This is a genomic window from Halobacteriovorax sp. DPLXC-1 (assembly GCF_036903125.1).
GTDB classification, from domain to species: domain Bacteria; phylum Bdellovibrionota; class Bacteriovoracia; order Bacteriovoracales; family Bacteriovoracaceae; genus Halobacteriovorax_A; species Halobacteriovorax_A vibrionivorans.
Genome location: NZ_JAYMCO010000001.1, coordinates 566,353 through 586,006 on the forward strand (window position 1 = coordinate 566,353; position 19,654 = coordinate 586,006).

General features: G+C 36.4%; 17 protein-coding genes. 11 read left to right on the top strand and 6 right to left on the bottom strand.

From position 1 onward, the window contains the following. Positions 1-30 precede the first annotated feature (30 nt). Positions 31-846, top strand: a complete 816-nt coding sequence (locus VCM44_RS02875) for a hypothetical protein (protein WP_334677961.1) — start codon at positions 31-33, stop codon at positions 844-846. A 2-nt stretch (positions 847-848) separates the two neighbouring features. Here VCM44_RS02875 and VCM44_RS02880 read toward each other — a convergent pair whose 3' ends face one another. After that, positions 849-2,084, bottom strand: a complete 1,236-nt coding sequence (locus VCM44_RS02880; RefSeq protein WP_334677962.1) for a THUMP domain-containing class I SAM-dependent RNA methyltransferase — start codon at positions 2,082-2,084, stop codon at positions 849-851. A 198-nt stretch (positions 2,085-2,282) separates the two neighbouring features. Between VCM44_RS02880 and ahcY the strand changes: the two genes are divergently transcribed. The 3 genes from ahcY to VCM44_RS02895 all read left to right on the top strand — a co-directional run bounded on the left by ahcY (position 2,283) and on the right by VCM44_RS02895 (position 4,767). Beyond that, entirely contained in the window at positions 2,283-3,578 is a 1,296-nt protein-coding gene (gene ahcY, locus VCM44_RS02885; RefSeq protein WP_114705695.1) for an adenosylhomocysteinase, read from the top strand. Positions 3,579-3,641: 63 nt separating this feature from the next. Next, positions 3,642-4,082, top strand: a complete 441-nt coding sequence (gene rpiB, locus VCM44_RS02890; protein WP_114705694.1) for a ribose 5-phosphate isomerase B — start codon at positions 3,642-3,644, stop codon at positions 4,080-4,082. Between the two features lie 4 nt (positions 4,083-4,086). Further along, positions 4,087-4,767 (top strand): hypothetical protein, encoded by a 681-nt coding sequence (locus tag VCM44_RS02895; protein WP_162929693.1) that lies wholly within the window; start codon positions 4,087-4,089, stop codon positions 4,765-4,767. A 1-nt stretch (position 4,768) separates the two neighbouring features. On the opposite strand, the gene VCM44_RS02900 is transcribed toward VCM44_RS02895, so the two are convergent. Both VCM44_RS02900 and VCM44_RS02905 read right to left on the bottom strand, forming a co-directional pair. Further along, positions 4,769-5,161 (bottom strand): thiol-disulfide oxidoreductase DCC family protein, encoded by a 393-nt coding sequence (locus VCM44_RS02900; RefSeq protein WP_114705692.1) that lies wholly within the window; start codon positions 5,159-5,161, stop codon positions 4,769-4,771. Positions 5,162-5,187: 26 nt separating this feature from the next. Next, complete coding sequence (locus VCM44_RS02905) at positions 5,188-6,951, bottom strand: hypothetical protein (RefSeq protein ID WP_334677963.1); 1,764 nt, start codon at positions 6,949-6,951, stop codon at positions 5,188-5,190. Between the two features lie 236 nt (positions 6,952-7,187). Here VCM44_RS02905 and VCM44_RS02910 point away from each other — a divergent pair, with 236 nt between their 5' ends. Genes VCM44_RS02910 through VCM44_RS02925 form a run of 4 tightly spaced genes read left to right on the top strand, consistent with a single transcriptional unit; the run spans position 7,188 to position 11,574 of the window. Further along, the gene (locus VCM44_RS02910; protein WP_114705690.1) at positions 7,188-7,751 is read left to right on the top strand and encodes a metal-dependent transcriptional regulator; all 564 of its coding nucleotides are present in this window, start codon (positions 7,188-7,190) and stop codon (positions 7,749-7,751) included. A gap of 40 nt (positions 7,752-7,791) precedes the next feature. Next, a complete protein-coding gene (locus tag VCM44_RS02915) occupies positions 7,792-8,292 on the top strand; it encodes a hypothetical protein (RefSeq protein WP_334677964.1) in 501 nt (166 codons plus the stop codon). Further along, positions 8,292-9,509 carry a hypothetical protein gene (locus VCM44_RS02920; protein ID WP_334677965.1) on the top strand — a complete coding sequence of 406 codons (1,218 nt, stop codon included), beginning with the start codon at positions 8,292-8,294 and terminating at the stop codon, positions 9,507-9,509. The genes VCM44_RS02915 and VCM44_RS02920 overlap by 1 nt, the downstream gene beginning before the upstream one ends. Before the next feature lie 31 nt (positions 9,510-9,540). After that, on the top strand, positions 9,541-11,574 hold the full coding sequence (locus VCM44_RS02925; RefSeq protein ID WP_114705687.1) for a M3 family metallopeptidase: 2,034 nt from the start codon (positions 9,541-9,543) through the stop codon (positions 11,572-11,574). Between the two features lie 182 nt (positions 11,575-11,756). On the opposite strand, the gene VCM44_RS02930 is transcribed toward VCM44_RS02925, so the two are convergent. From VCM44_RS02930 to VCM44_RS02940, 3 genes are read right to left on the bottom strand one after another with little or no spacing between them, the layout of a single operon-like run. Beyond that, a complete protein-coding gene (locus VCM44_RS02930; protein ID WP_334677966.1) occupies positions 11,757-12,818 on the bottom strand; it encodes a saccharopine dehydrogenase in 1,062 nt (353 codons plus the stop codon). A 22-nt stretch (positions 12,819-12,840) separates the two neighbouring features. Then, a complete protein-coding gene (locus tag VCM44_RS02935; protein ID WP_114705685.1) occupies positions 12,841-14,088 on the bottom strand; it encodes an MFS transporter in 1,248 nt (415 codons plus the stop codon). Positions 14,089-14,090: 2 nt separating this feature from the next. Next, positions 14,091-15,074, bottom strand: coding sequence for an NAD(P)H-dependent flavin oxidoreductase (locus VCM44_RS02940; protein ID WP_114705684.1), 984 nt, complete (start codon positions 15,072-15,074; stop codon positions 14,091-14,093). 113 nt (positions 15,075-15,187) lie between these two features. On the opposite strand from VCM44_RS02940, the gene VCM44_RS02945 reads away from it, so the two are divergent. The 3 genes from VCM44_RS02945 to VCM44_RS02955 are packed head-to-tail and all read left to right on the top strand — an operon-like array spanning position 15,188 to position 19,560. After that, complete coding sequence (locus VCM44_RS02945; protein ID WP_334677967.1) at positions 15,188-17,845, top strand: helicase-related protein; 2,658 nt, start codon at positions 15,188-15,190, stop codon at positions 17,843-17,845. A gap of 3 nt (positions 17,846-17,848) precedes the next feature. Further along, entirely contained in the window at positions 17,849-18,676 is an 828-nt protein-coding gene (locus VCM44_RS02950; RefSeq protein WP_334677968.1) for a DUF455 family protein, read from the top strand. Beyond that, complete coding sequence (locus VCM44_RS02955) at positions 18,673-19,560, top strand: hypothetical protein (RefSeq protein ID WP_334677969.1); 888 nt, start codon at positions 18,673-18,675, stop codon at positions 19,558-19,560. The genes VCM44_RS02950 and VCM44_RS02955 overlap by 4 nt, the downstream gene beginning before the upstream one ends. Positions 19,561-19,654: the final 94 nt, after the last annotated feature.

The window sequence follows — 19,654 nt, forward strand, 5'->3', positions numbered from 1 at the left end:
TTTGAAGTATTAAAAACACGGGTGTGAGTAATGGAAAGTATGATTAAAGGAGTTGATCTCTTTAATGAATCAACTCATGGTAGTAGCAACTACTATAAAGACAATATTTATGTCATGAAGAAGAAAGGGGAATATGCACCCTTAAGCTTCATGGAAAAAAAAGTAGAAGAGTTTAATGAGTCAGAGTTATTGAGCAAGGGATATATTTATGACTCCCTTGATCTCGTTGGTGATAAAGAGTTTACTCAATGGTATGAGAATCAATTCTCTCGTAAGCTTAAGAGAACTCAGGCCAAGCAGGTCATGATTATCCATCTTCCAGATAATAAGAGAATCTTTGATGCAATTGAAACCGTTAATAAGGTTTATGACATTTTAAGAGATGAGCATATTATTTTTAACGGTAAGAAGCTACCTGTTCAGTTAGGTGAATGGTATGCAAAGTGTATCTTTGGTTTGATGCAAAAGAAGTCAACTTCTCAAAGAGGATTCGATTTTTATACGACTGATAATAAACGAGTTGAAGTCGTTGTACACTGGGGAGATCAAACTTCACCTAAGGGTGTGAAGGTTAGGAAGTCATTTTGTGATCTTTCAGATCAGGTCATTATCATCTATATGGCACGTAACTTTATGATCCGCGATATCTGCTTACTTGATTCAGACTTTGTATTAAGAAAGTTTGCAGGAAAAGGACATACAATGTTTCTTAAAGATTCAGATATCGGAACATACTTCTTTTCAAAGTCGGCAAAGCACAAGGATAAAGTTGCAAATAAGAACTCGCTTCTTAAATACGCTTTACCTAAGCTTGCTATGAATCTAACGGAATTCTTAGAAAATTAAGATTACATTAATTCATATTTTAAAAGGCGGCATTCTATGTCGCCATTTAAAAACTCTGTCTTCTTAGAAGTTTTTAGGCGAATATTCTTTCTTAGTGGCCCATGGGCAGTAAGAATATATGCAGTTGATCCTTTAAAATTATTCTTTAATGTCTCACCAATCTCATAGTAGAAATCGTTGATATCTTCAAAACCAATCGCTTGAATTCTCTCTCCATATGGAGGGTTGAATAGAATAATACCTCTTTCAAAACCTGCAGGTACAGATGCTTTAGAAAATTCTTCACAATTGAAATTAACAAAGTCTACACGGCCGAAGCAATCGAGTAAGTGAGCTCTTGCAAGCTTGAAGTTCTCAACATCTGCATCATTATAAAAGAATTTATCACTTGGGATAGAATCAATCTTCTCTTGTGAGTCTGTCATTACTTCATGAACTTTATCAAAGTACCAATCCACAAGATTTGAATCTTGAAACCATGGATGATTAGTAAATGAATATGGAGTCGTGTTCTTCTTAAGTCTAAAAAATGCTGGTGATAACTTTAGAAAATAAATTATCGATTCAATAAGAATCGTTCCAGAACCTGCCATTGGGTCATAGAAAGGTCCTTGGCAATCCCACTTTGTTTCCGCAATAAGTGAAGCCGCTAGGTTTTCACGTAAAGGTGCACGGTGGCCTGATTCACGATAACCTCTTTTATCAAGAGACTCACCAACCATGTCAGCGTAAACGATTACTTTACAACCTTCTTTAACTTTTTCAACTCGTTGTAGGAAAGTTACTGTCGGCGTTGTTGTTTCAACATTTGGACGCTTGCCAAATTTATCTCTCATATAATCAACGAGAGAGTCTTTTAGAGTTTGTGATAGGAAGATTGAACTCTTAAACAGTTCCTTACTTTCACCATCTAAAAGAGTATTGATTTTAAAAGTCTGCTCTGGTGTGATGTAGTCTTCCCATGGAAGTTCCCCAGCTCTTTTATAAATCTGCTTTTCATCACGGATATAGAAATACCCAACTTCTTTAAAAACACGAGAAGCAATACGGGCATTTAAAATATATTCTACAGTGGCCTTATTTCTGGCCTTGAAAGCTGCACCACCACGGCCGGCCTTTCCTTCAATACCATTGGCACGAAGCTCATTGACGAGGTATTGCTCACAACCACGAGGGCAAGAAGCAAAATAAAAACTCTTGTCATTAATGACTTTATTGCTATTTCTTTGATTATTCATAGGCTGGATTTATGCTTTATTTTGGCGTGTGTCAAAGAAAATAACCTAAGTTAGTAAAATATCGTTCATTCTTCGTCTAAAAATACCCATAAAAAGGTGATTATTGAGCCGTATAGACTTCAAACTTGAAGAACTTACTGATATAGTTTCCATCATAAATATTTTTATAATTTAGTTAATCATACAAGTGAGGAATTCATGAGCTTTACAGACTACAAAGTAGCTGACATTTCCCTAGCAGATTGGGGAAGAAAAGAAATTAAAATTGCTGAAACTGAAATGCCGGGACTAATGTCTCTACGTAAAGAGTTTGGTGCTTCAAAGCCACTTAAAGGTGCAAAAATCGCTGGTTGTCTTCACATGACAATTCAAACAGCTGTTCTTATTGAGACTCTAGTTGAGCTAGGTGCTGAAGTAAGATGGTCATCTTGTAATATTTATTCAACTCAAGATCAAGCTGCTGCGGCCATCGCTGCTGCTGGAATTCCTGTTTTTGCTTGGAAAGGTATGAACGAAGAGGAATTTGACTGGTGTATCGAGCAAACTCTTAAGTGGGCAGATGGATCAGCTCTTAACATGATCCTTGATGACGGTGGTGACCTTACAAATATGGTTCACGACAAATTCCCAGAATTAATCGATGGAATCAAAGGTCTTTCTGAAGAAACAACGACTGGTGTTCATAGACTATATGAAAGAGTAAAAGCTGGAACTCTTAAGATGCCAGCAATCAATATCAATGACTCTGTTACAAAGTCTAAATTTGATAACCTTTACGGATGTAGAGAGTCTCTAGTAGACGGTATCAAGCGTGCAACAGATGTAATGATCGCTGGTAAGACTTGTGTTGTTGTTGGTTACGGTGATGTTGGTAAAGGTTCTGCTCAGTCTTTCAAAGGTCTTGGAGCAAGAGTTATCGTTACTGAAATCGATCCAATTTGTGCTCTTCAAGCAGCAATGGAAGGTTTCGAAGTAATGAAGATGGATAAAGCAGCTCTTGAAGGTGATATCTTCGTTACAACTACAGGTAACTACCACGTAATTAACGCTTCTCACTTAGATAAGATGAGAGATGGTGCAATTGTTTGTAACATCGGTCACTTTGATAATGAAATCGATATTAAGCACCTACATAACAATTATGAAGAAGATAATATCAAGCCACAAGTTGATCTATATACAGCAAAAGATGGTAAGAGAATCATCCTTCTTGCTCAAGGTCGTCTAGTTAACCTTGGTTGTGCAACAGGGCACCCTTCATTTGTTATGTCGAACTCATTCTGTAACCAAGTAATTGCTCAAATGGAACTTTGGGAAAATGCTGGTAAGTATGAGAACAATGTTTATATGCTACCTAAGCACCTTGATGAAAAAGTTGCTCGTCTTCACCTTGAGAGAATCAATGTTGAAATCGATGAACTTTCTCCTCAACAAGCTGAATACATCAGCGTACCAGTTGAAGGTCCATACAAGCCAGAGCATTACAGATACTAGCCAATACGTGCTATTAAGTAATATAAGCCTCCGAAAGGAGGCTTTCTTATTTGAGGTAAAGTCATGAGTAAGAAAATATTCCTAGCAACAGATCACGGTGCATTTGAGCAGAAAGAATCTGTTAAGAAATTCTTAATAAGTGAAGGCTATGATGTTGAGGATCTTGGTACTCATTCTACTGAATCTTGTCACTATCCTGAATATGCTATTGCACTTGCTAAGGCCGTTCAAAAAGAAGGGCGTGGAGTTCTTCTGTGCGGATCGGGGATTGGTGTGAGTATGGTTGCTAATAAGTTCAAGGGAATTCGAGCAGCTCTATGCCATACTGAGGATGATGCAAGATTGTCTCGCGAGCATAATAACTCTAATGTTATCTGCTTTGGTGGGCGTATTTCAAATAGTGAAGAGATTATTGCCATGACTAAGATTTGGCTGGCCACTGAGTTTGAAGGTGGCAGGCATAAAACCCGCATTGACATGTTTTCAGACCTCGGTGAAAATTAAAGATATGTTTAAAATTAAATGGACAGAATATATCTCGTTTTTCGTTATTTTTGTAATTGGAATTTATAGTCTCTATATTTCAAGAACAGATTTAGCTTATTTCGATAATGTGCTTAGTACACATAATGGCCTACTTGAGTGGTTTACCTTTGCTGGCCTTTGTCTAATCTCATTCGGTTACTTCTACCGCCGTAAAGTTCTTACAAATTTTCGAGATAAAAAGTTTCTTACGATGCTCATTGTTTTGGGGATCTTCTATGTAATCTGTGCATTAGAAGAGGTTAGTTGGGGACAACGTTTATTTGGTTGGCACTCACCTGAGATGTTTAGAGATGCTAATAGTGTTTTATTAGAAACAAACTTTCAAAATTGGTTAATTGCCCGCGGTGTTAGTCATGAGTCTTGGAACCTCTTTCTTAGAGGAGTTCTTTTCTTCTATTTATTTGCTGTTCCAGTTTTTTATTTAAAGGTTGATAAGTTTAAGAACGTAATCGACGCTTTTGCACTTCCTGTGCCAAAGGCAACTCATATCATAATCTTCTTAATCCTTCTCATTATTACTCTGTTTATACCAAGTGATAATAAGGTTCAATTTGCAGAGTTTTGTTTAACTTGGGTATTAACGGCCCTAACTTTAGAGCCGTATAATCGTGGAATGTTTTCTCGTAAAAGTCTTGTTCGCTAGATTAAGCGTGTTTCATACAATTAGGACATTTTCTCTTTATCATTTTGCGATAGGCATTAGTTGTTTTGTGAAAGTAGTCTGTTGCTTTCTTTCCCATGTCACTTTCTATTAGCCAGCTAAACTTGTGTACAAGAGGATAGAGTTTCACTAGGTGAGCAATTACATCTTCACCTTTTAGAACCTTTTTATCTGAAGTGATGTAGTGAACCACATTTTGGCATTCCTCTTCATTTAGTCCAAGTTCTTTGAATTGTTCATACACTTTTTTATCATTTACTGGGATGAAAGAGATCTTTTTAGCACCTTCTAGCCTTGCTAGAGAGTCTTTAAAGCGAATGCAAAGAGGGCATTCATCATCAAAAATGAGAATTGGTAACTTGTAATTTTCTTCCATGAAAATTCCTTTAATTAAATATTTCTTTATTGAATTCCTAATTTCTTTGTTGCTGAATATCGATATCGTCTTGAAATAATCTCAAAGATATTTCTCGATTTATCTTTTGTGATACCAGCGTTTTTTTGTGCCTTTATTGAATAGTCTAAAATATCAGCAGTTGCTCTTGCGTTTTTCTTCTTCTTTTTCTTTAGAAGGTGAGCATAAGGGTTTACAACCTTTTTATCTGATTTCTTTTTCTTGTTAAGCCCATTTCCACCTTTAAAATAAAGTCCGTTATCTTTTTTCTTATAACTAGCATACTTTCCTTTATACTTAAGGCCGCTTCCATAACGCTTTCTAAGTGTTTGTTCTGCTTTCTTGCTTTCTTTCGTCTCTGGTGCAGCTGACATTGCATTTGCAACCGTACCATTTAGTCCAAAGTCTCTTAGGGCATTGGCAACTTCTTCATTCTTCTTTTCATATGAACTTGGAAGTTCAACCTTATCAAGTGCATCTCTTACTTTATCATTGGCCATTGCAAAGATCTTACCTGCAGTTGCGCGGTACGAGTCAGAGGCTCCTTCAGGTTTTGAAACTCCATTTGTCATTTTATAGAAGTTATCAAGGCTTGATCCAAGTCCCCCTGGTATGTACATATCATTGATCTTTGCTGAGATTCTCGTATCAAGACATGTATTAGTTTGGCGACAACTACAACCAACATCTTCTTTTACATTATTATCAACACAAGATACTTGGTAGTTTCCGTTTTGGGCCTTACGTTGAGCGATTTGTGGGTAACAGTAAGTTACATCATTTTGTGTTTCTGGCTGACTACAGTAACAGTCTCTATCTGAAACAGGATTACATTTTCCTTTTCCACTTAATTTCTTACCAACTGAGTTTAGCTTGTCTGCAGCATCACCATGCATTCCATATTCCCACATATAGTATTTTGTCATTAATGCAGAGGCTGCAAGTTTTAAAACGTTAGTAGGGCTTGTAAATGAGCCACCCATCATTGCAATAGAGGCCGTGTAGCAAACTGTTGTTGCTCCCCAACCTTTTCTTTGAATATCGACTGACTTTTGGCGGTCACGGTGTGATCGCGCTTGTTTAAAAAGGGCCGCACTTTGTGCATTTTCAATATCAGGCTGAGATGCTAATGCAAATTCATCGCTTCGCTTTTGAGTTGCGCGGGCGATAATTTCTGTTCCCATTGGGATATACTGACAATAATCAGCACCTTCTTCCTCTTTGGCCTTGGACTCTTCTGTATTGGCTTGCTTTGTAGCGGCATCTTTATCTACTGGATTTTCATTTGAGTTATTCCATTCCTTAAATTTATCTTCATCTGTAACTTGGAATGAACCATCTTTCTTTGTTACACCACGTTCAGACCATGTTCTTGTAACATCCTTCTTTGTAGTGCGATCAATTTTTCCAAAGGTTCCGCCACCTCCAGCTTGTGAAATTGCCGGCATAATCATTGAGTAGGCTTGAGCAACGGCCTTAAATAGTTGTGGGGACATCCCTAAGAATTTTTCACCTTCAGTGGCATCTCCACCATTTTTAATATTGTCACAATAAGCATCGGTACCACATTCTTCTGCCCACGCTTCCTCCGCCTCACGCTTCTGATAACCAGCATGAGTGAAGTTTTCCATCTTCATCTTATCTTGATCTGTAAGATTTCCCGTTCTCACATCTTCTTGAGTCGGAGCTGTATATCCTGCTGGCTGGGCCAAGGCATCTATATTTATAGTGGCCCAAATAGCTAAAATGATGAGTTTATTTATCTTTAACATTGATTTCCCTCAATAATTTAGATTCCTTTTAATTTTAACACGCTGAGGCATTGCAAGGGAGGACTGTAATATGTGCCGTCAGTATATTGATGTAATTACAGTGAGTTATGGGGATTGTTGCTCTAAATAAAGGGGAATTTCAATGCACCAAAATTTGGGCACATTGCGCTGTGGTATTTGCCAAAAATACCTGAAATTGCTAGATTATAGCTATAACCTAATTTGTGAGAAATATCATGGCCAATTTAGATACGAAAGATAAAAAACCACGTGAAGCAGAACTGTCACATTCAATGGTCCACTACCTGTTGGCCATCCATAAATTGAAGGAAGAAAAAGGTTATGCTCGTGTAACTGATATCGCCAAAGATTTAGGACTGACAAAAGGTTCTGTATCAACAGCTTTAAATAATCTTAAGAAAAGAGAACTTGTTAAAGAAGAAGACGATACAAAGTTTCTTCTTCTGACAGATAAGGGTCATGATGAAGTTCATCGCACTCTTACATCAAGAACTCTTCTTTACTATTTCCTAAAAGATTTTGTAGGTGTTTCTGAAGATATTGCTGAAAAAGATTCATGTATGATTGAGCACCTTTTAAGCGAGGAAACTAGTACGAAATTCTTCGATTTCATGAAGACACTTTCTTGCTCATGTGACGATTTAGCAAAAGATGGTAAACTACCTAAAGGTTTTAATTTTAAAACAACTTTAAGTCTTTGTGACTTTAAGTCTGCTGAAGAGTTCATGGAAGGGCAGAAGGGTGATACTTACTTACAAGAGGACGACCAAGATTCTTAAAATATTTACAATAGCTTTCATTGCATTATCAGTTAATGCAATGGAGTTTTGTTTTAAGAAAGGTCCTTCTATTCACGCAACTCGTTTAAAAATTAAAGAATATCTAATTGAGGGTGAGTCCATAAAGATTCTTCCAAAGTCTCATTGTTTAGATGTAAAAGTTAAACCCACTCGTCAAATCTTTATTTCTAAAATTATAAAATCTCATTTTCGCTCTGATATTGAAGTTAATACGATACCTATTTTTAATTCTGAATTTTGTAAGTTTAAATTAAAAGAAGAAACAACTATCGAAGATAAAGTTTCTGAATCTATTTCAGAATTAATCTCAATGAATGGAGATGAATTTGATTTAGATCTAAGTGGCACTCAGCTGTCTATGATCTGTCATAAAAAAGCAGGGTCATATTCATTAGATCTCATTAGTAAAAACGCTCGTAAGGACCTTTTAAATATTAAATTAGAGACAGGTAAGTGGTTTGATCTTTCGACTCTTTCGTTTTTAGAGGGTAAGAAGTTCTCTTTAATGGTGATTGAATAATGAAAAGTCTTATTACTGCTGTTAAAGAAATTCATCACGGATTTCTTTCATTAAGTGTTTCTGAGCGAAAAAATATTTTTGTCGTAACACTAACTCTATTTTTAGCTTTCTTCTCCTATCCTATGATTCGCTCAAGTGCTACGGCATTATTTATTGATAGCTATGGTGCAAAAAGCACTCCATGGATCTGGTTAAGCTCTGTAATGTTCTTAGGAATTAGTGTTAGCATCATCAATATCTTACAGACACTTTATTCGATTGGTGCAATCTTTAATACAATTGTTGCAACGTCGATTGCCTTAATGGGCGGGGCCCTTATTGCTTCATTTAATGGAGTAGCATTTGGTAGTGGTGTCTTTGCAGTATGGAAAGAAGTTTATATTATTCTCGTTGTTCATTTGTCATTGGGTTATTTAAACTCTGTAATCAATATTAAAACAGCAAAACTTGTCTATGGCCCTCTTGGCGCTTTAGGTTCTATTGGCGGTGTCTTTGGTGGTCTATTAACCACAACTCTTATGAAGAACGTCGGTGTTTTTTATGCGGCAAGTGCAGGTCTATTTGTTTTGGCACTTGTGATTTTAATTTTTAGTTTTACTCAAAAGCAGTTTCTTGAAGCAAAAGATAAATCTCCAATAACTTCTCTAGAAGGAAAGAAAGCTTACGTCTTTTCGATTTGCGGATTAATTATTTTATCTCAATTCGTTATTAATCTTGCTAATTTTAAGTTTAATCTCGGCCTAGAGGTTTTTGAGAGTGCTGATGCAAAAGGTGCATATCTTGGAAATATATATTCTTCCATAAATATTCTCTCTCTTGTTGTTCAACTCTTAGTTATTCCAATTGCCTTTAAGTATTTAAAAATTCCAATGGTACATATTTTGGTTCCAGTAGTTTTCCTTGTCTTAATTATATTGGATCGCGGTCAATTCTTAGGTCTTCTAGGAACGGCAATCCTCTTTGTTGGTTTTAAGGGGCTCGACTATTCTATATTCTCTGCAGCAAAAGAGATGCTCTATTTCCCTTTAACGCAGAAACAAAAGTATGGGGCCAAATATATTGTTGATATGATTGTGTACCGTGCGTCAAAAATGGGGATTTCAGCATTATTATTAGTCTTTACAAGTTTAGCTTTCACTCAGAATATGCTACTAATATCAGTGTTACTCTGGATATCTCTGGCCTCATTTATGGCCTATAAATTTCGTTCAGCGTAAAAATATTCATAAACTATATTTAGGAGTCTATATGTCTAATCCATTATTAGAGAAATTTACGAATCCATATGGCGCAAGACCATTTGATAAGATCAAAAATGAGCACTATATGCCGGCCATTAAAGAGGCCATTAAGATGCACAAAGAAGAAATCGAGGCCATTAAAAACTTTGATGGAGAGCTTACATTTGCCAATATTATTGAGCCATATGCAACTTCTGGAAGTGCTATTGAAGATATTTCAATGATCTTCTTTAACCTAAAGTCTGCAAATACAAATGATGAGATGAATGAGATTGCAAAAGAGTTCTCTCCTCTTTTAACTGCACATGGAAATGACGTTAACCTTGATGCTGACTTATTTGCAAAGGTTAAAGTTGTTTTTGATAACAAAGAGAATGAAGATTTAAATGCTGAGCAAACTACACTTCTTAACAAAATCTACAAAGGCTTTGTAAGAAACGGTGCTCTTTTAAATGAAGACGATAAGAATAAGGTAAGAAAGATTGATGAAGAACTTTCTAAGTTAGGTCTTGAATTCTCTGATCATCTTTTAAAAGAAACGAATCGTTTTGAAATGGTAATTGATAATCAAGAAGACCTTGCTGGACTTCCTGAAGGACTTATTGAAGCTGCTGCAATGACAGCTACTGAAAAAGGTCATGATGGTAAGTGGGTTTTCACTCTTGACTATCCAAGCTTTGGGCCATTCATTACTTATGCCCAAAATCGTGAGCTAAGAAAGCAGATGACAATCGCTTCTGGGACAAAGTGTGCTAAGGGTGATGAACTTGATAACCAAGAAATCGTTAAGAGAATCGCTATGCTTAGACATGAAAGAGCTGGAATTCTTGGTTATAAGAGCCACGCGGACTATATTTTAGAAGAGCGCATGGCAATGAGTGCAAAGAATGTTTTTGATCTTTTAAACCAATTAAAAGACAAAGCCATGCCAGCTGCACTTGAGCATATGGATGAAGTAAAAGCATATGCAAAAGAAAAAGATGGTATCGAAGACTTCGCATCATGGGACTATATGTACTACTATGAGAAGTTAAAGAAAGAAAAATATAGCATTGATGATGAAATGCTTAAGCCATACTTCAAATTAGAAAATGTTCTTAATGGAGTATTTGAAGTTGCAACAAAATTATACGGACTAAACTTTAAAGAAGTTAGTAATGTTCCAAAGTATCACGATGATGTAATGACTTATGAAATTACAGATCGCGATGGTAACTTTATTTCATTATTCTATGGTGACTACTTCCCACGTTCTTCAAAGCGTGGTGGAGCATGGATGACTGCATTTAGAGAACAATATGTTCAAAATGGTGAGGATATCCGTCCACATATTGCTAACGTTTGTAACTTTACAAAGCCAACGACAACAAAGCCTTCACTTCTAACTTTTAATGAAGTGACGACTCTATTCCACGAATTTGGACACGCACTTCATGGTATTCTAACAAAATGTCAGTACCGTATGCTTTCTGGTCCAAATGTATTCTGGGACTTCGTTGAACTTCCTTCTCAAATAATGGAAAACTGGGCATTTGAAAAAGAATGTCTTGATCTATTTGCTAAGCACTATGAAACAGGAGAGCTAATCCCAGAAGAATTAGTTCAAAAGCTAAAAGATAGTTCAAACTTTGGTGAAGGACGTCACACGATTCGCCAACTAAGCCTTGGGCTTCTTGATATGGCATGGCATTCAGGTGATCCTTCAAATATTACAAATGTAGAAGAATTTGAAACTCTAGCAACTAAGGATGTTCAACTTCTTCCAAAGATTCCAGGAACAATGACTTCTACAGCATTTGGACATATCTTTGCTGGTGGATATTCTGCTGGATACTACTCATATAAGTGGGCAGAAGTTCTTGATGCTGATGCATTTGAACTTTTCCTAGAGGAAGGGATTTTTAATACGACAATTGCTGATCGTTTTAGAGAGAATATCCTTGAAAAAGGTGGCTCAGAACACCCAATGGATCTTTATAAGAGATTCCGTGGCCGTGAGCCAGAGGTTGATGCACTACTTAGACGTGGTGGTCTAATTTAGCGCCCCGCAAAATTGGCCGCCCAAAGGCGGGCTATTGTTTGCGGCGCTAGCTCCCCAGTCTTTAGCTAAAAAAATTATTTCAACAAGCCGGGTTCAAGCCCGGCTTCGTTGTCTCAGGAGCAATGGGAAAGTTATCGCAAAGGAAAAGCGACACTTTAGCTTTGCTAAAGTTAGCAACATGCTTACTTATTAGCAGACTTCTTCGTTTCAAAAATCTCTTTAGCATGCGACCACGTAAAGTAATCCTTCGCATTCTTAAGCTCTAAAAGGTGAGGAATCAATTGATTCGAGTAATCAATCGAGCTCTCTTTTGGTAGGGCCGAAGGAAGGTTATCAATAGCAATAACATTACATTCGTGATCAATTGAACTTTCTACTTTATGAAGAGGTTTGTCCCAAGTTGTATGCACGTTATAGATAGGGATCGGGTTGAGATCACTATTAGGATCACAACTTACATCACAGATATATGATAATTTTTGATTTCTCTCCATTAGAGACTTATCGAGAAATGGAGGAATCTTAGTAGTCATAAGAACTGTATTAATAAAGATATCCGCATTGATTATCTCATCAAATGGGCCACCAACTTTTGTTTCTTGTACATCCCAATTAATTGATTCTAATTCTAGATCAGTAAGAAGCTCTCTTGCACCACTTCCGCAACGCCCTAAAGCGCCAATGATAAAGGTACAAGGGTTTCTTTTTCCTTGTCTCTTTTCATTTATAATTTTTAGCCATTCATCTTTTGAAGAGTAATGTCGCAGAGGAGCTGGAGACTCTGAGAAGTAGTTCTCTACACTTAAGGCCGCCCCAACATATCCTGCCCAGTAGCCAAATGCTGCTACTCTGCGTTTATCTTCATTTAACAAGAACTCAAGATCAAAGAGTGTTCCTTGACCTTCACTATAGCGATGGAAAACCTTTTCGGCTCCATTTTGTCCTTTATAGATATGGGCAAAGTAAATGTGATTATGTTTAAGTGGAAATGTGTCGGTTTCTTTTAATTCTTTTAGTCCTAAAATAAAGACATCATCCGAGACTGGAGCTTCTTCAATCCAGGCATGACTTTCTTTGATTTCACAACCTAATTTCTCATACTCTTGGATAGGAAAGATACGGTCATTAGATTTTTCTACAATAACTTTGTAACCTGCGTCCAAAAGCTTCTTTGCATTTTCTGGTGTTAGAGGAGTTCTTTTTTCAAACTCTTTATCTTCATCTCTTAACCAAATTGTTGTCATATTGATACCTTCTAATAACGTTTTATATACTGTCTTGGATTGATGTATCCCTTTCGACAGTTTCGTTATTAATATTAAATAATGCTTTCATATCGGAAAATAACATCCTTGGAAAAATCAAGGTGCAAAATGCGATACATACGATATAGAGTATTTCTTCTGTTTTAAAACTATTTCCAATAAACGTAAGAATGATCCCACCAAGTATATTTGGAACGACGAAGCCTAAGTCGAGCAAGGCAAAACTACGTGCTAGGTACTTAGTTTCTACTTTATTTGAGACATAATTTAGTTGATTTGTTATTCGTATAAAGACAACAAGTCCCCATATAAAGAAGATAATCAAAGTTGCAAAGTAGGAAGCTGACAGTAGCCAAACTGCCATTAGTATTGGTTCAATATAAAGCGCTGTTATTATAATTTTACCAACAGATTGATCTTTAAGAATAGTGGAGCTTGCCCAGCCTCCAAAAAGCCCGCCAAGTCCAAAAAGTGCTAATCCAATACCGTAGTCTTGTTTTGTAGCACCTAGAACTTCAGTCATATAAGGAAGTATTAATGGAAACATAAACCCAAGAACGAGCCCCTCGATGACAACGTTGGATAGAATCGCCGATAAAGGCTTTTGAGTCTTGGCGTATTTAATTCCATTCTTTATTTCGGAGATGAACTTCTCACTATCTTCTTCATGTTTAGGAGGATTATAGGTTAGTGACATAATAAAGAAGATACCCACGATATATGTTAGAAAATCTAAGGCAACGACTTCTTTAATACCTCCAAAGGCGGTAAACATTGTGGCACCTAGAAATGGTCCAATCATATGAAGTACTGCAAAGGCCGAACCAAATAATGCGTTTGCCTTATTCATATCCTTTTGAGGAACTATATCATTTACCATTGCCTGGCGTGTTGGATTATACATTCCTGTGAAAAGAGCAATGAGCCCATCACATAAAATGACAACTTCAGGACTTTCCACAAAGAGAATAGTGAAGATAATCGGAATTCTAATATAATTGGTAAAAAGTAATACCTTCTTGCGATTATACTTCTCTCCAATAACACCACCGATGAGATTTCCGATAGTGAGGAATAAGAGAAATACTGCTCGAGCAGCACCGAGATAGGCCTTATTATTACTTGATAGTTCAAAGACTAAGAGCATGAGGGCCGTCTCTGAAACAAAAGACCCAAGCTCAGACGTTAAGCCTGCAATATAGAGCTTTCTAAAATTTTGATAACGTAAAACCTTAGGAAGCTTAAACATAATTACGATCTTTTTGCTAAGAACTCTTCAACTGCGGTTTCATATTCAGTTATCAGACGTTTAACAATTTCTTGAACAGTTTCAATTTTTTCAATGAATTCGATTGAAGGGCCAGCAACCCAAACTGTTTTATATGTTGCTCCAAAGGCAGCTTTCTCAACTGCTTTCATTCCCTTATAACCAGTGAGCATCTTTGCATATTTTTTAAGCTTCTTATTCTTACTCATGGCCTTTTCAACGATATTTTGTTCTGTTCCTATTTTTTGTACATAAGGAGTGTTGATAACCGTACAAGGAGTCCCTGAGATCTTATTAGACATGACGATATCCTTGGCGCCGTAATTTACCACAGCTTCTTTATATGCATCTGAAACAATTGACTCTTTTGTTGCAATAAATGGTGAACCAATTGAAACACCTTCACAGCCAAGGGCCATGATACTAAATAAACCAGAACCTGTTGCAATACCACCTGCTGAAATAACTGGAATATCAAGATTTCTCTTAAGTAATGGAACAAGAATACTTGCTGGAGTTGGTCCAGCGTGACCTCCTGCTCCAGAGTTTACAGCGATTACTGCATCGGCTCCTTGATCTTGAACTTTCTTTGCATATTTTAGGTCAACAACATCACAGATAACTTTTGTACCTTGAGGATGACATTTCTCAATTACTTCCTTTGGGTTTCCAAGTGAAGTGATGATAAAGTCAGGTGCATATTTTGCACATAGATCAATTTGCTTGTGCATGTGGATGTTTGACTGATTTACAATGATATTAATTCCAAATGGACCTTCACATCTTTCTTTTAGCTCTTTTAGACCTTCTTCAAATTCCTCTGGTGTTCTCCAGTTTAGCGCTGGGATACAACCCATAATACCTGCCTTTGAAGCTTCAACTAGCATATCTATACTTGATACGAGGAACATCGGGGCCATGATAATTGGATATTTAATATTAAATGTTTCTGTGAGCCATGTTTTCATAACGAATCCTATTTATTTTAATTTTCAAATGACCTTTTGATTATAATGTATTTTTTTGTATTTAACACCTAAGATTACTTGCACAATTTCTTCCCGCAACGTATCTTTAAAGCATGAGCTCGCAAGAAATAAATAAGCTACCTGACTTCTCTGACATTAGAGAAAACATTGAAATAGAACGTAAAAATATTATCAAAGTCAATAATTTCGCCGAAGATGATAGTTATGTTAGAACGAGCGAAGATGCTCATATCGTCCTCGATTTTCTAGAAAGTCTTTTGACTCCGTTATGGAAAGTTTTTGATGAATATCCATCATTGGTTTACTTCTTTAACAATGAGTTCACTAATTTCAACTTGTTGATAAAGCAAGAAAATATTCTCGATCTAATCTTTATTGATGATTGCCTTATCCCAGAAAAAGAAGCTGTCTTTTTTGGACAAGATGGTGGTCTTTCTCAAAATGTTCTTTCTCTACATGAGAAGACATTCAAGATGTGGTCGCAGAAAATTGTTGATAAGCACAATGAAACACAAAAATTTATTCGAGCAGAAGATGTTGACTTAACTAAACATAAAATTGGTGAGTTAAAATGTCAGTGTATTAAATGTGTAAATGACTTCAGAGCTTTATTAAGAGACTCTGTATACGAAAGCTGTGTTGAGTTAATTGATTCTAAGAAAGAAACAATCAAAGAAGAAATTGATAGCGGACTCAATACTGTTTCAGATATCGTCTTTGATCTACAAAAAAGACTTGATAAGAGTTTTTATAAATTAAGAAATACAATTAAGAGATCATCTCTTAATCGTCTAGAGAATCAGGTCAAACAATATTACCGTTCTGAATTTTCTTATCCATCTGAATTAGCAAAATTACATAAACGTAATGTGCATATGCTTTTTGATCAGTATCTTGAAGAAAATGAATTAAGTACAGATCTGATCACAGATGATGAGTATCATAAATTCTACTCATCACTTTCAACAAATTATTGGCGTAATGAGCGCTATCTAATTCGTGAATTTAAGAAGTTTGTTAAATCAATTATTATTCTCAAAAAGAAGGATGTATCTTCAACTATCCTTCAAGAATACCTAGGGGAGTTTTGGACTCACTCAGCTGCTAGACAAATGAAGAGAAAGATTGTCTATCACATGGGACCTACAAACTCTGGTAAAACATATCATGCTATTGAGAAGCTCTCGAGTGTTCCTAAAGGTTGCTATCTTGCACCACTAAGACTTCTTGCAGCTGAACTCTACGATACTTTAAACTCTAAAGGTGCAGTTACAACTCTTTTAACTGGTGAAGAAGTTATTGAAAGAGAAGGTTCGACTCACTATTCATCAACGATTGAAATGGCCAGGCTCCAAGAAGTCTTTGACTGTTGTGTAATTGATGAAATCCAAATGATTACAGATCCATCTCGTGGTTGGGCATGGACAAGGGCCTTAGTAAATATCATGGCAGATGAAGTTCACCTATGTGGTGATGCTTCAGCTCTTGAGATGGTAAGAAATATTGTCGATCTATGTGGTGATGAACTCATCATAAATGAATATACAAGAATGACTGAGCTCTATGTTGAACCTCATCCAATCGTTCTTGCAGATATGCAAAAGAATGATGCACTTATTGTATTTTCTAGAAAGAATGCACTAAGACACAAGAGAGACCTAGAGCGTCTCGGATATAAAGTTTCAATTGTATACGGTCGACTCTCGCCGGAGGTTCGTCGTGAGCAAGCGAGAAAATTTGATCAAGGTGAAACTGATGTTATTGTATCAACTGATGCAATTGCTATGGGGATGAATCTTCCAATTAAGAGAGTTGTTTTTACGACTCTATCAAAATTCTATGATGGCCAACAACACGATATCTCAGTAAGTGAGATTAAGCAGATTGGTGGTCGAGCAGGACGTTACCAACGTTTTCCAAAAGGTGCTGTTACTTGTCTTCGTAAAGTTGAAGATGGAATCGAAAGTATTAAAGAGGCCATGAGTGCAGTACTGGAGCAGAGTGAAAAATGTATGGTTGGTCCTGACTTAGATATTTTCAACCAAGTCAACCGTGCTTTAATAGATAATAATCTTCCAAAATTAAAGCTCTCTGAGTTCTTAAGGCTCTTTAACACAATGACATTCCAAAAGCCTTTTGAGTGCGTTGATATGAAAGAGATGATCGAGCTGGCCGAGATGGTTGAGGATGCTGACTCTAATGGGACACTTACTGATGCTGAGATCTTCGGGTTTGCATGTGCTCCAGTAAATTTAGGCTTAAGTGATCATGTTCAACATTATAATTGGATCCTTCATAAGTATGTAAATATGGAAGGGATTCCAGCCGAGCCAATTGAGCATGACTCTGGGGATATTGATTATCTTGAAACTTCCATTAAGTGTGTCGAGCTTTATCAATGGCTCTCAAGACACTTTAATAATAAGAACTTCGTTTATTCAGAAGTTGAGCTTTTAAATAATAAGCAACTTGCTATTGATCAGTTAAATGAACTCTTATCACAAAAAATTGTTGCTAAGTGTTCTTCATGTGGTTGCAAGCTTCCTGATGATTCAAAATTTCCAATTTGTGAGGAATGTTTTGAGAAGAGGAAGGCCGCTCGTCGTAGACCTGGCGGAAATCGCCGCGGTAAGCCTGGCCAAGGTGGAAAAGGCCGTCGTCCAGGTGGTAAAAACTTTAAAGGCAAACCAAATTCTGGACAGGGTAAGCGTAAGAATGTTAGTCGTAAGAGAAAAGTTACCAAACGATGAGTCATGAATATATACGATTACGCAAGGCTATTATTAGAATCACCAAATCTAGAGGATAAGCTTACTGCAACTAGTGTAGTAAGTGATTTATCTTATCAAAAAACGGCCGATGGTATCAAAGATCTCATGCCTGAGCGTGAGTCCCGTATTAAATTTTCTAGTGAGCAAGTGAAATTCCCAAAGAAAGGAAGTTTTCACTTGGATGAAAAGAAGGCCATGGCACTTCACTTCTTTGCTAATCATGAGTTACTGGCGATTGAGATGATGGCGGCAGCTCTAATGTATATTCCAATTGAAGATAAGTCTCAATACAAGCGTATTGCAACGGGAATACTTTCTACAATTGATGATGAAATCAAGCACTTCAATCTCTATCGAAAACGAATGAATGATTTTGGAATAGACTTTGGCGATCTTCCTGTAAATGACTTCTTTTGGCGTCAGATGCAAAAGTTAACAAGCTTTGAAGAATACTTTGCCGTTATGGCATTAACATTTGAAGCTGCAAACTTAGACTTTGCAAAATTCTATCGTGATATATTTGCAGGAGTTGGAGATAAGAAGTCATCTGCAATCTTAAATGTGGTTTATGAAGACGAGATTTCTCATGTGGGATTTGGAATTCATTGGCTAAATCGCTGGAGAAACGAAAAAGACCTTTGGGAGTTCTATGTCTCTTCACTTCCTGACTTACTATCACCAGCAAGGGCCAAGGGCATGATTTTCGATCATGAAGGAAGAGTTCGTACAGGCATGGATGAAGACTTCATTGAGAAAATTAAAAATTATCAAGATGGATTCATCGTTACAAAACGCAAGGAATGGAAGTGAGATTTAGGGTAAACCTCGATTTCGATGCGGCCTTAAGTCGAAATAATAAAAACTTCAAAAATGAAAAGTTCTTAAAAGAGTTAGAGTATATTTTCTTTCTTGTAAATAATGGATCTGATGTAACTCTATGTTCCCAAAATAAATACTCAAATAAGTACTTAAGTCATCTTCATGATCTTGGTTTTACGATACCTAATATTGACGACAATATTACAAATTATATTAACTGGTGGGGTAACTTAGAAAACTTTGAACAGGTTAAAGAGACCAATTCAAAATGTGCTTTAGCGAAATGGCATAGGCCTTTAGCTGATAAGATTATAAGATCTAAAGAGGACTTAGAAGAATCATTTCCAACTTTTTACCGACCAGATCAAACATTTTCTGGAATAGGAAACAAGGTGTTAAATTCTGTAAAAGACTTCGAAAGACTAGGGTTTCCAGGTGTTCAATCTCGCTATGTAAAAGTTGTAAAAACATTTGGTGTTACTTACGACTTTAAAAATAATGACTACTTCATTGTAGAAAATTTCGTTAGTGATAAGGGAGAGTTTAAAGGAGGGCGTCTAATTCAAATCAATGAGCTTCCTATTCCTTTTGATCTTGAGAAATACATCAATGATATTAAAGAGCATATTCCAGAAGCTCTTTTAAATAATAAAATTCAATTTGATAATATGATCTATCTTGAAAATTCTGAATCTAAAATTTGTCCTATTGTTGAGATTAATTATCGTCGCACGATGGGAGAAGTCATCATGAATGTAACCAAAGTCTTAGGTGATGGGACATTATATTTTGGTGATAAAACTGCCTTGAATTCAAACTCTTTGATTCTATCTCCTGATTTCGTTAAAAATATTTGCTACTTTAACCGAGCTTAAGGGTTGGTTAAAAGCGCTAAATAGAGAATATTCCTTCATCGATTTCCATTTATACAGTAAAATGAAAGAGTTCTTTAGTTTAGAATTAGGAGAA

What these genes read in the sequence shown, in the direction of transcription:
- VCM44_RS02875 (WP_334677961.1), top strand. Translation starts at nt 31, where the DNA reads ATGGAAAGTATGATTAAAGGAGTTGATCTCTTTAATGAATCAACTCAT.
- VCM44_RS02880 (WP_334677962.1), bottom strand. Translation starts at nt 2,084, where the DNA reads ATGAATAATCAAAGAAATAGCAATAAAGTCATTAATGACAAGAGTTTT.
- ahcY (WP_114705695.1), top strand. Translation starts at nt 2,283, where the DNA reads ATGAGCTTTACAGACTACAAAGTAGCTGACATTTCCCTAGCAGATTGG.
- rpiB (WP_114705694.1), top strand. Translation starts at nt 3,642, where the DNA reads ATGAGTAAGAAAATATTCCTAGCAACAGATCACGGTGCATTTGAGCAG.
- VCM44_RS02895 (WP_162929693.1), top strand. Translation starts at nt 4,087, where the DNA reads ATGTTTAAAATTAAATGGACAGAATATATCTCGTTTTTCGTTATTTTT.
- VCM44_RS02900 (WP_114705692.1), bottom strand. Translation starts at nt 5,161, where the DNA reads ATGGAAGAAAATTACAAGTTACCAATTCTCATTTTTGATGATGAATGC.
- VCM44_RS02905 (WP_334677963.1), bottom strand. Translation starts at nt 6,951, where the DNA reads ATGTTAAAGATAAATAAACTCATCATTTTAGCTATTTGGGCCACTATA.
- VCM44_RS02910 (WP_114705690.1), top strand. Translation starts at nt 7,188, where the DNA reads ATGGCCAATTTAGATACGAAAGATAAAAAACCACGTGAAGCAGAACTG.
- VCM44_RS02915 (WP_334677964.1), top strand. Translation starts at nt 7,792, where the DNA reads ATGGAGTTTTGTTTTAAGAAAGGTCCTTCTATTCACGCAACTCGTTTA.
- VCM44_RS02920 (WP_334677965.1), top strand. Translation starts at nt 8,292, where the DNA reads ATGAAAAGTCTTATTACTGCTGTTAAAGAAATTCATCACGGATTTCTT.
- VCM44_RS02925 (WP_114705687.1), top strand. Translation starts at nt 9,541, where the DNA reads ATGTCTAATCCATTATTAGAGAAATTTACGAATCCATATGGCGCAAGA.
- VCM44_RS02930 (WP_334677966.1), bottom strand. Translation starts at nt 12,818, where the DNA reads ATGACAACAATTTGGTTAAGAGATGAAGATAAAGAGTTTGAAAAAAGA.
- VCM44_RS02935 (WP_114705685.1), bottom strand. Translation starts at nt 14,088, where the DNA reads ATGTTTAAGCTTCCTAAGGTTTTACGTTATCAAAATTTTAGAAAGCTC.
- VCM44_RS02940 (WP_114705684.1), bottom strand. Translation starts at nt 15,074, where the DNA reads ATGAAAACATGGCTCACAGAAACATTTAATATTAAATATCCAATTATC.
- VCM44_RS02945 (WP_334677967.1), top strand. Translation starts at nt 15,188, where the DNA reads ATGAGCTCGCAAGAAATAAATAAGCTACCTGACTTCTCTGACATTAGA.
- VCM44_RS02950 (WP_334677968.1), top strand. Translation starts at nt 17,849, where the DNA reads ATGAATATATACGATTACGCAAGGCTATTATTAGAATCACCAAATCTA.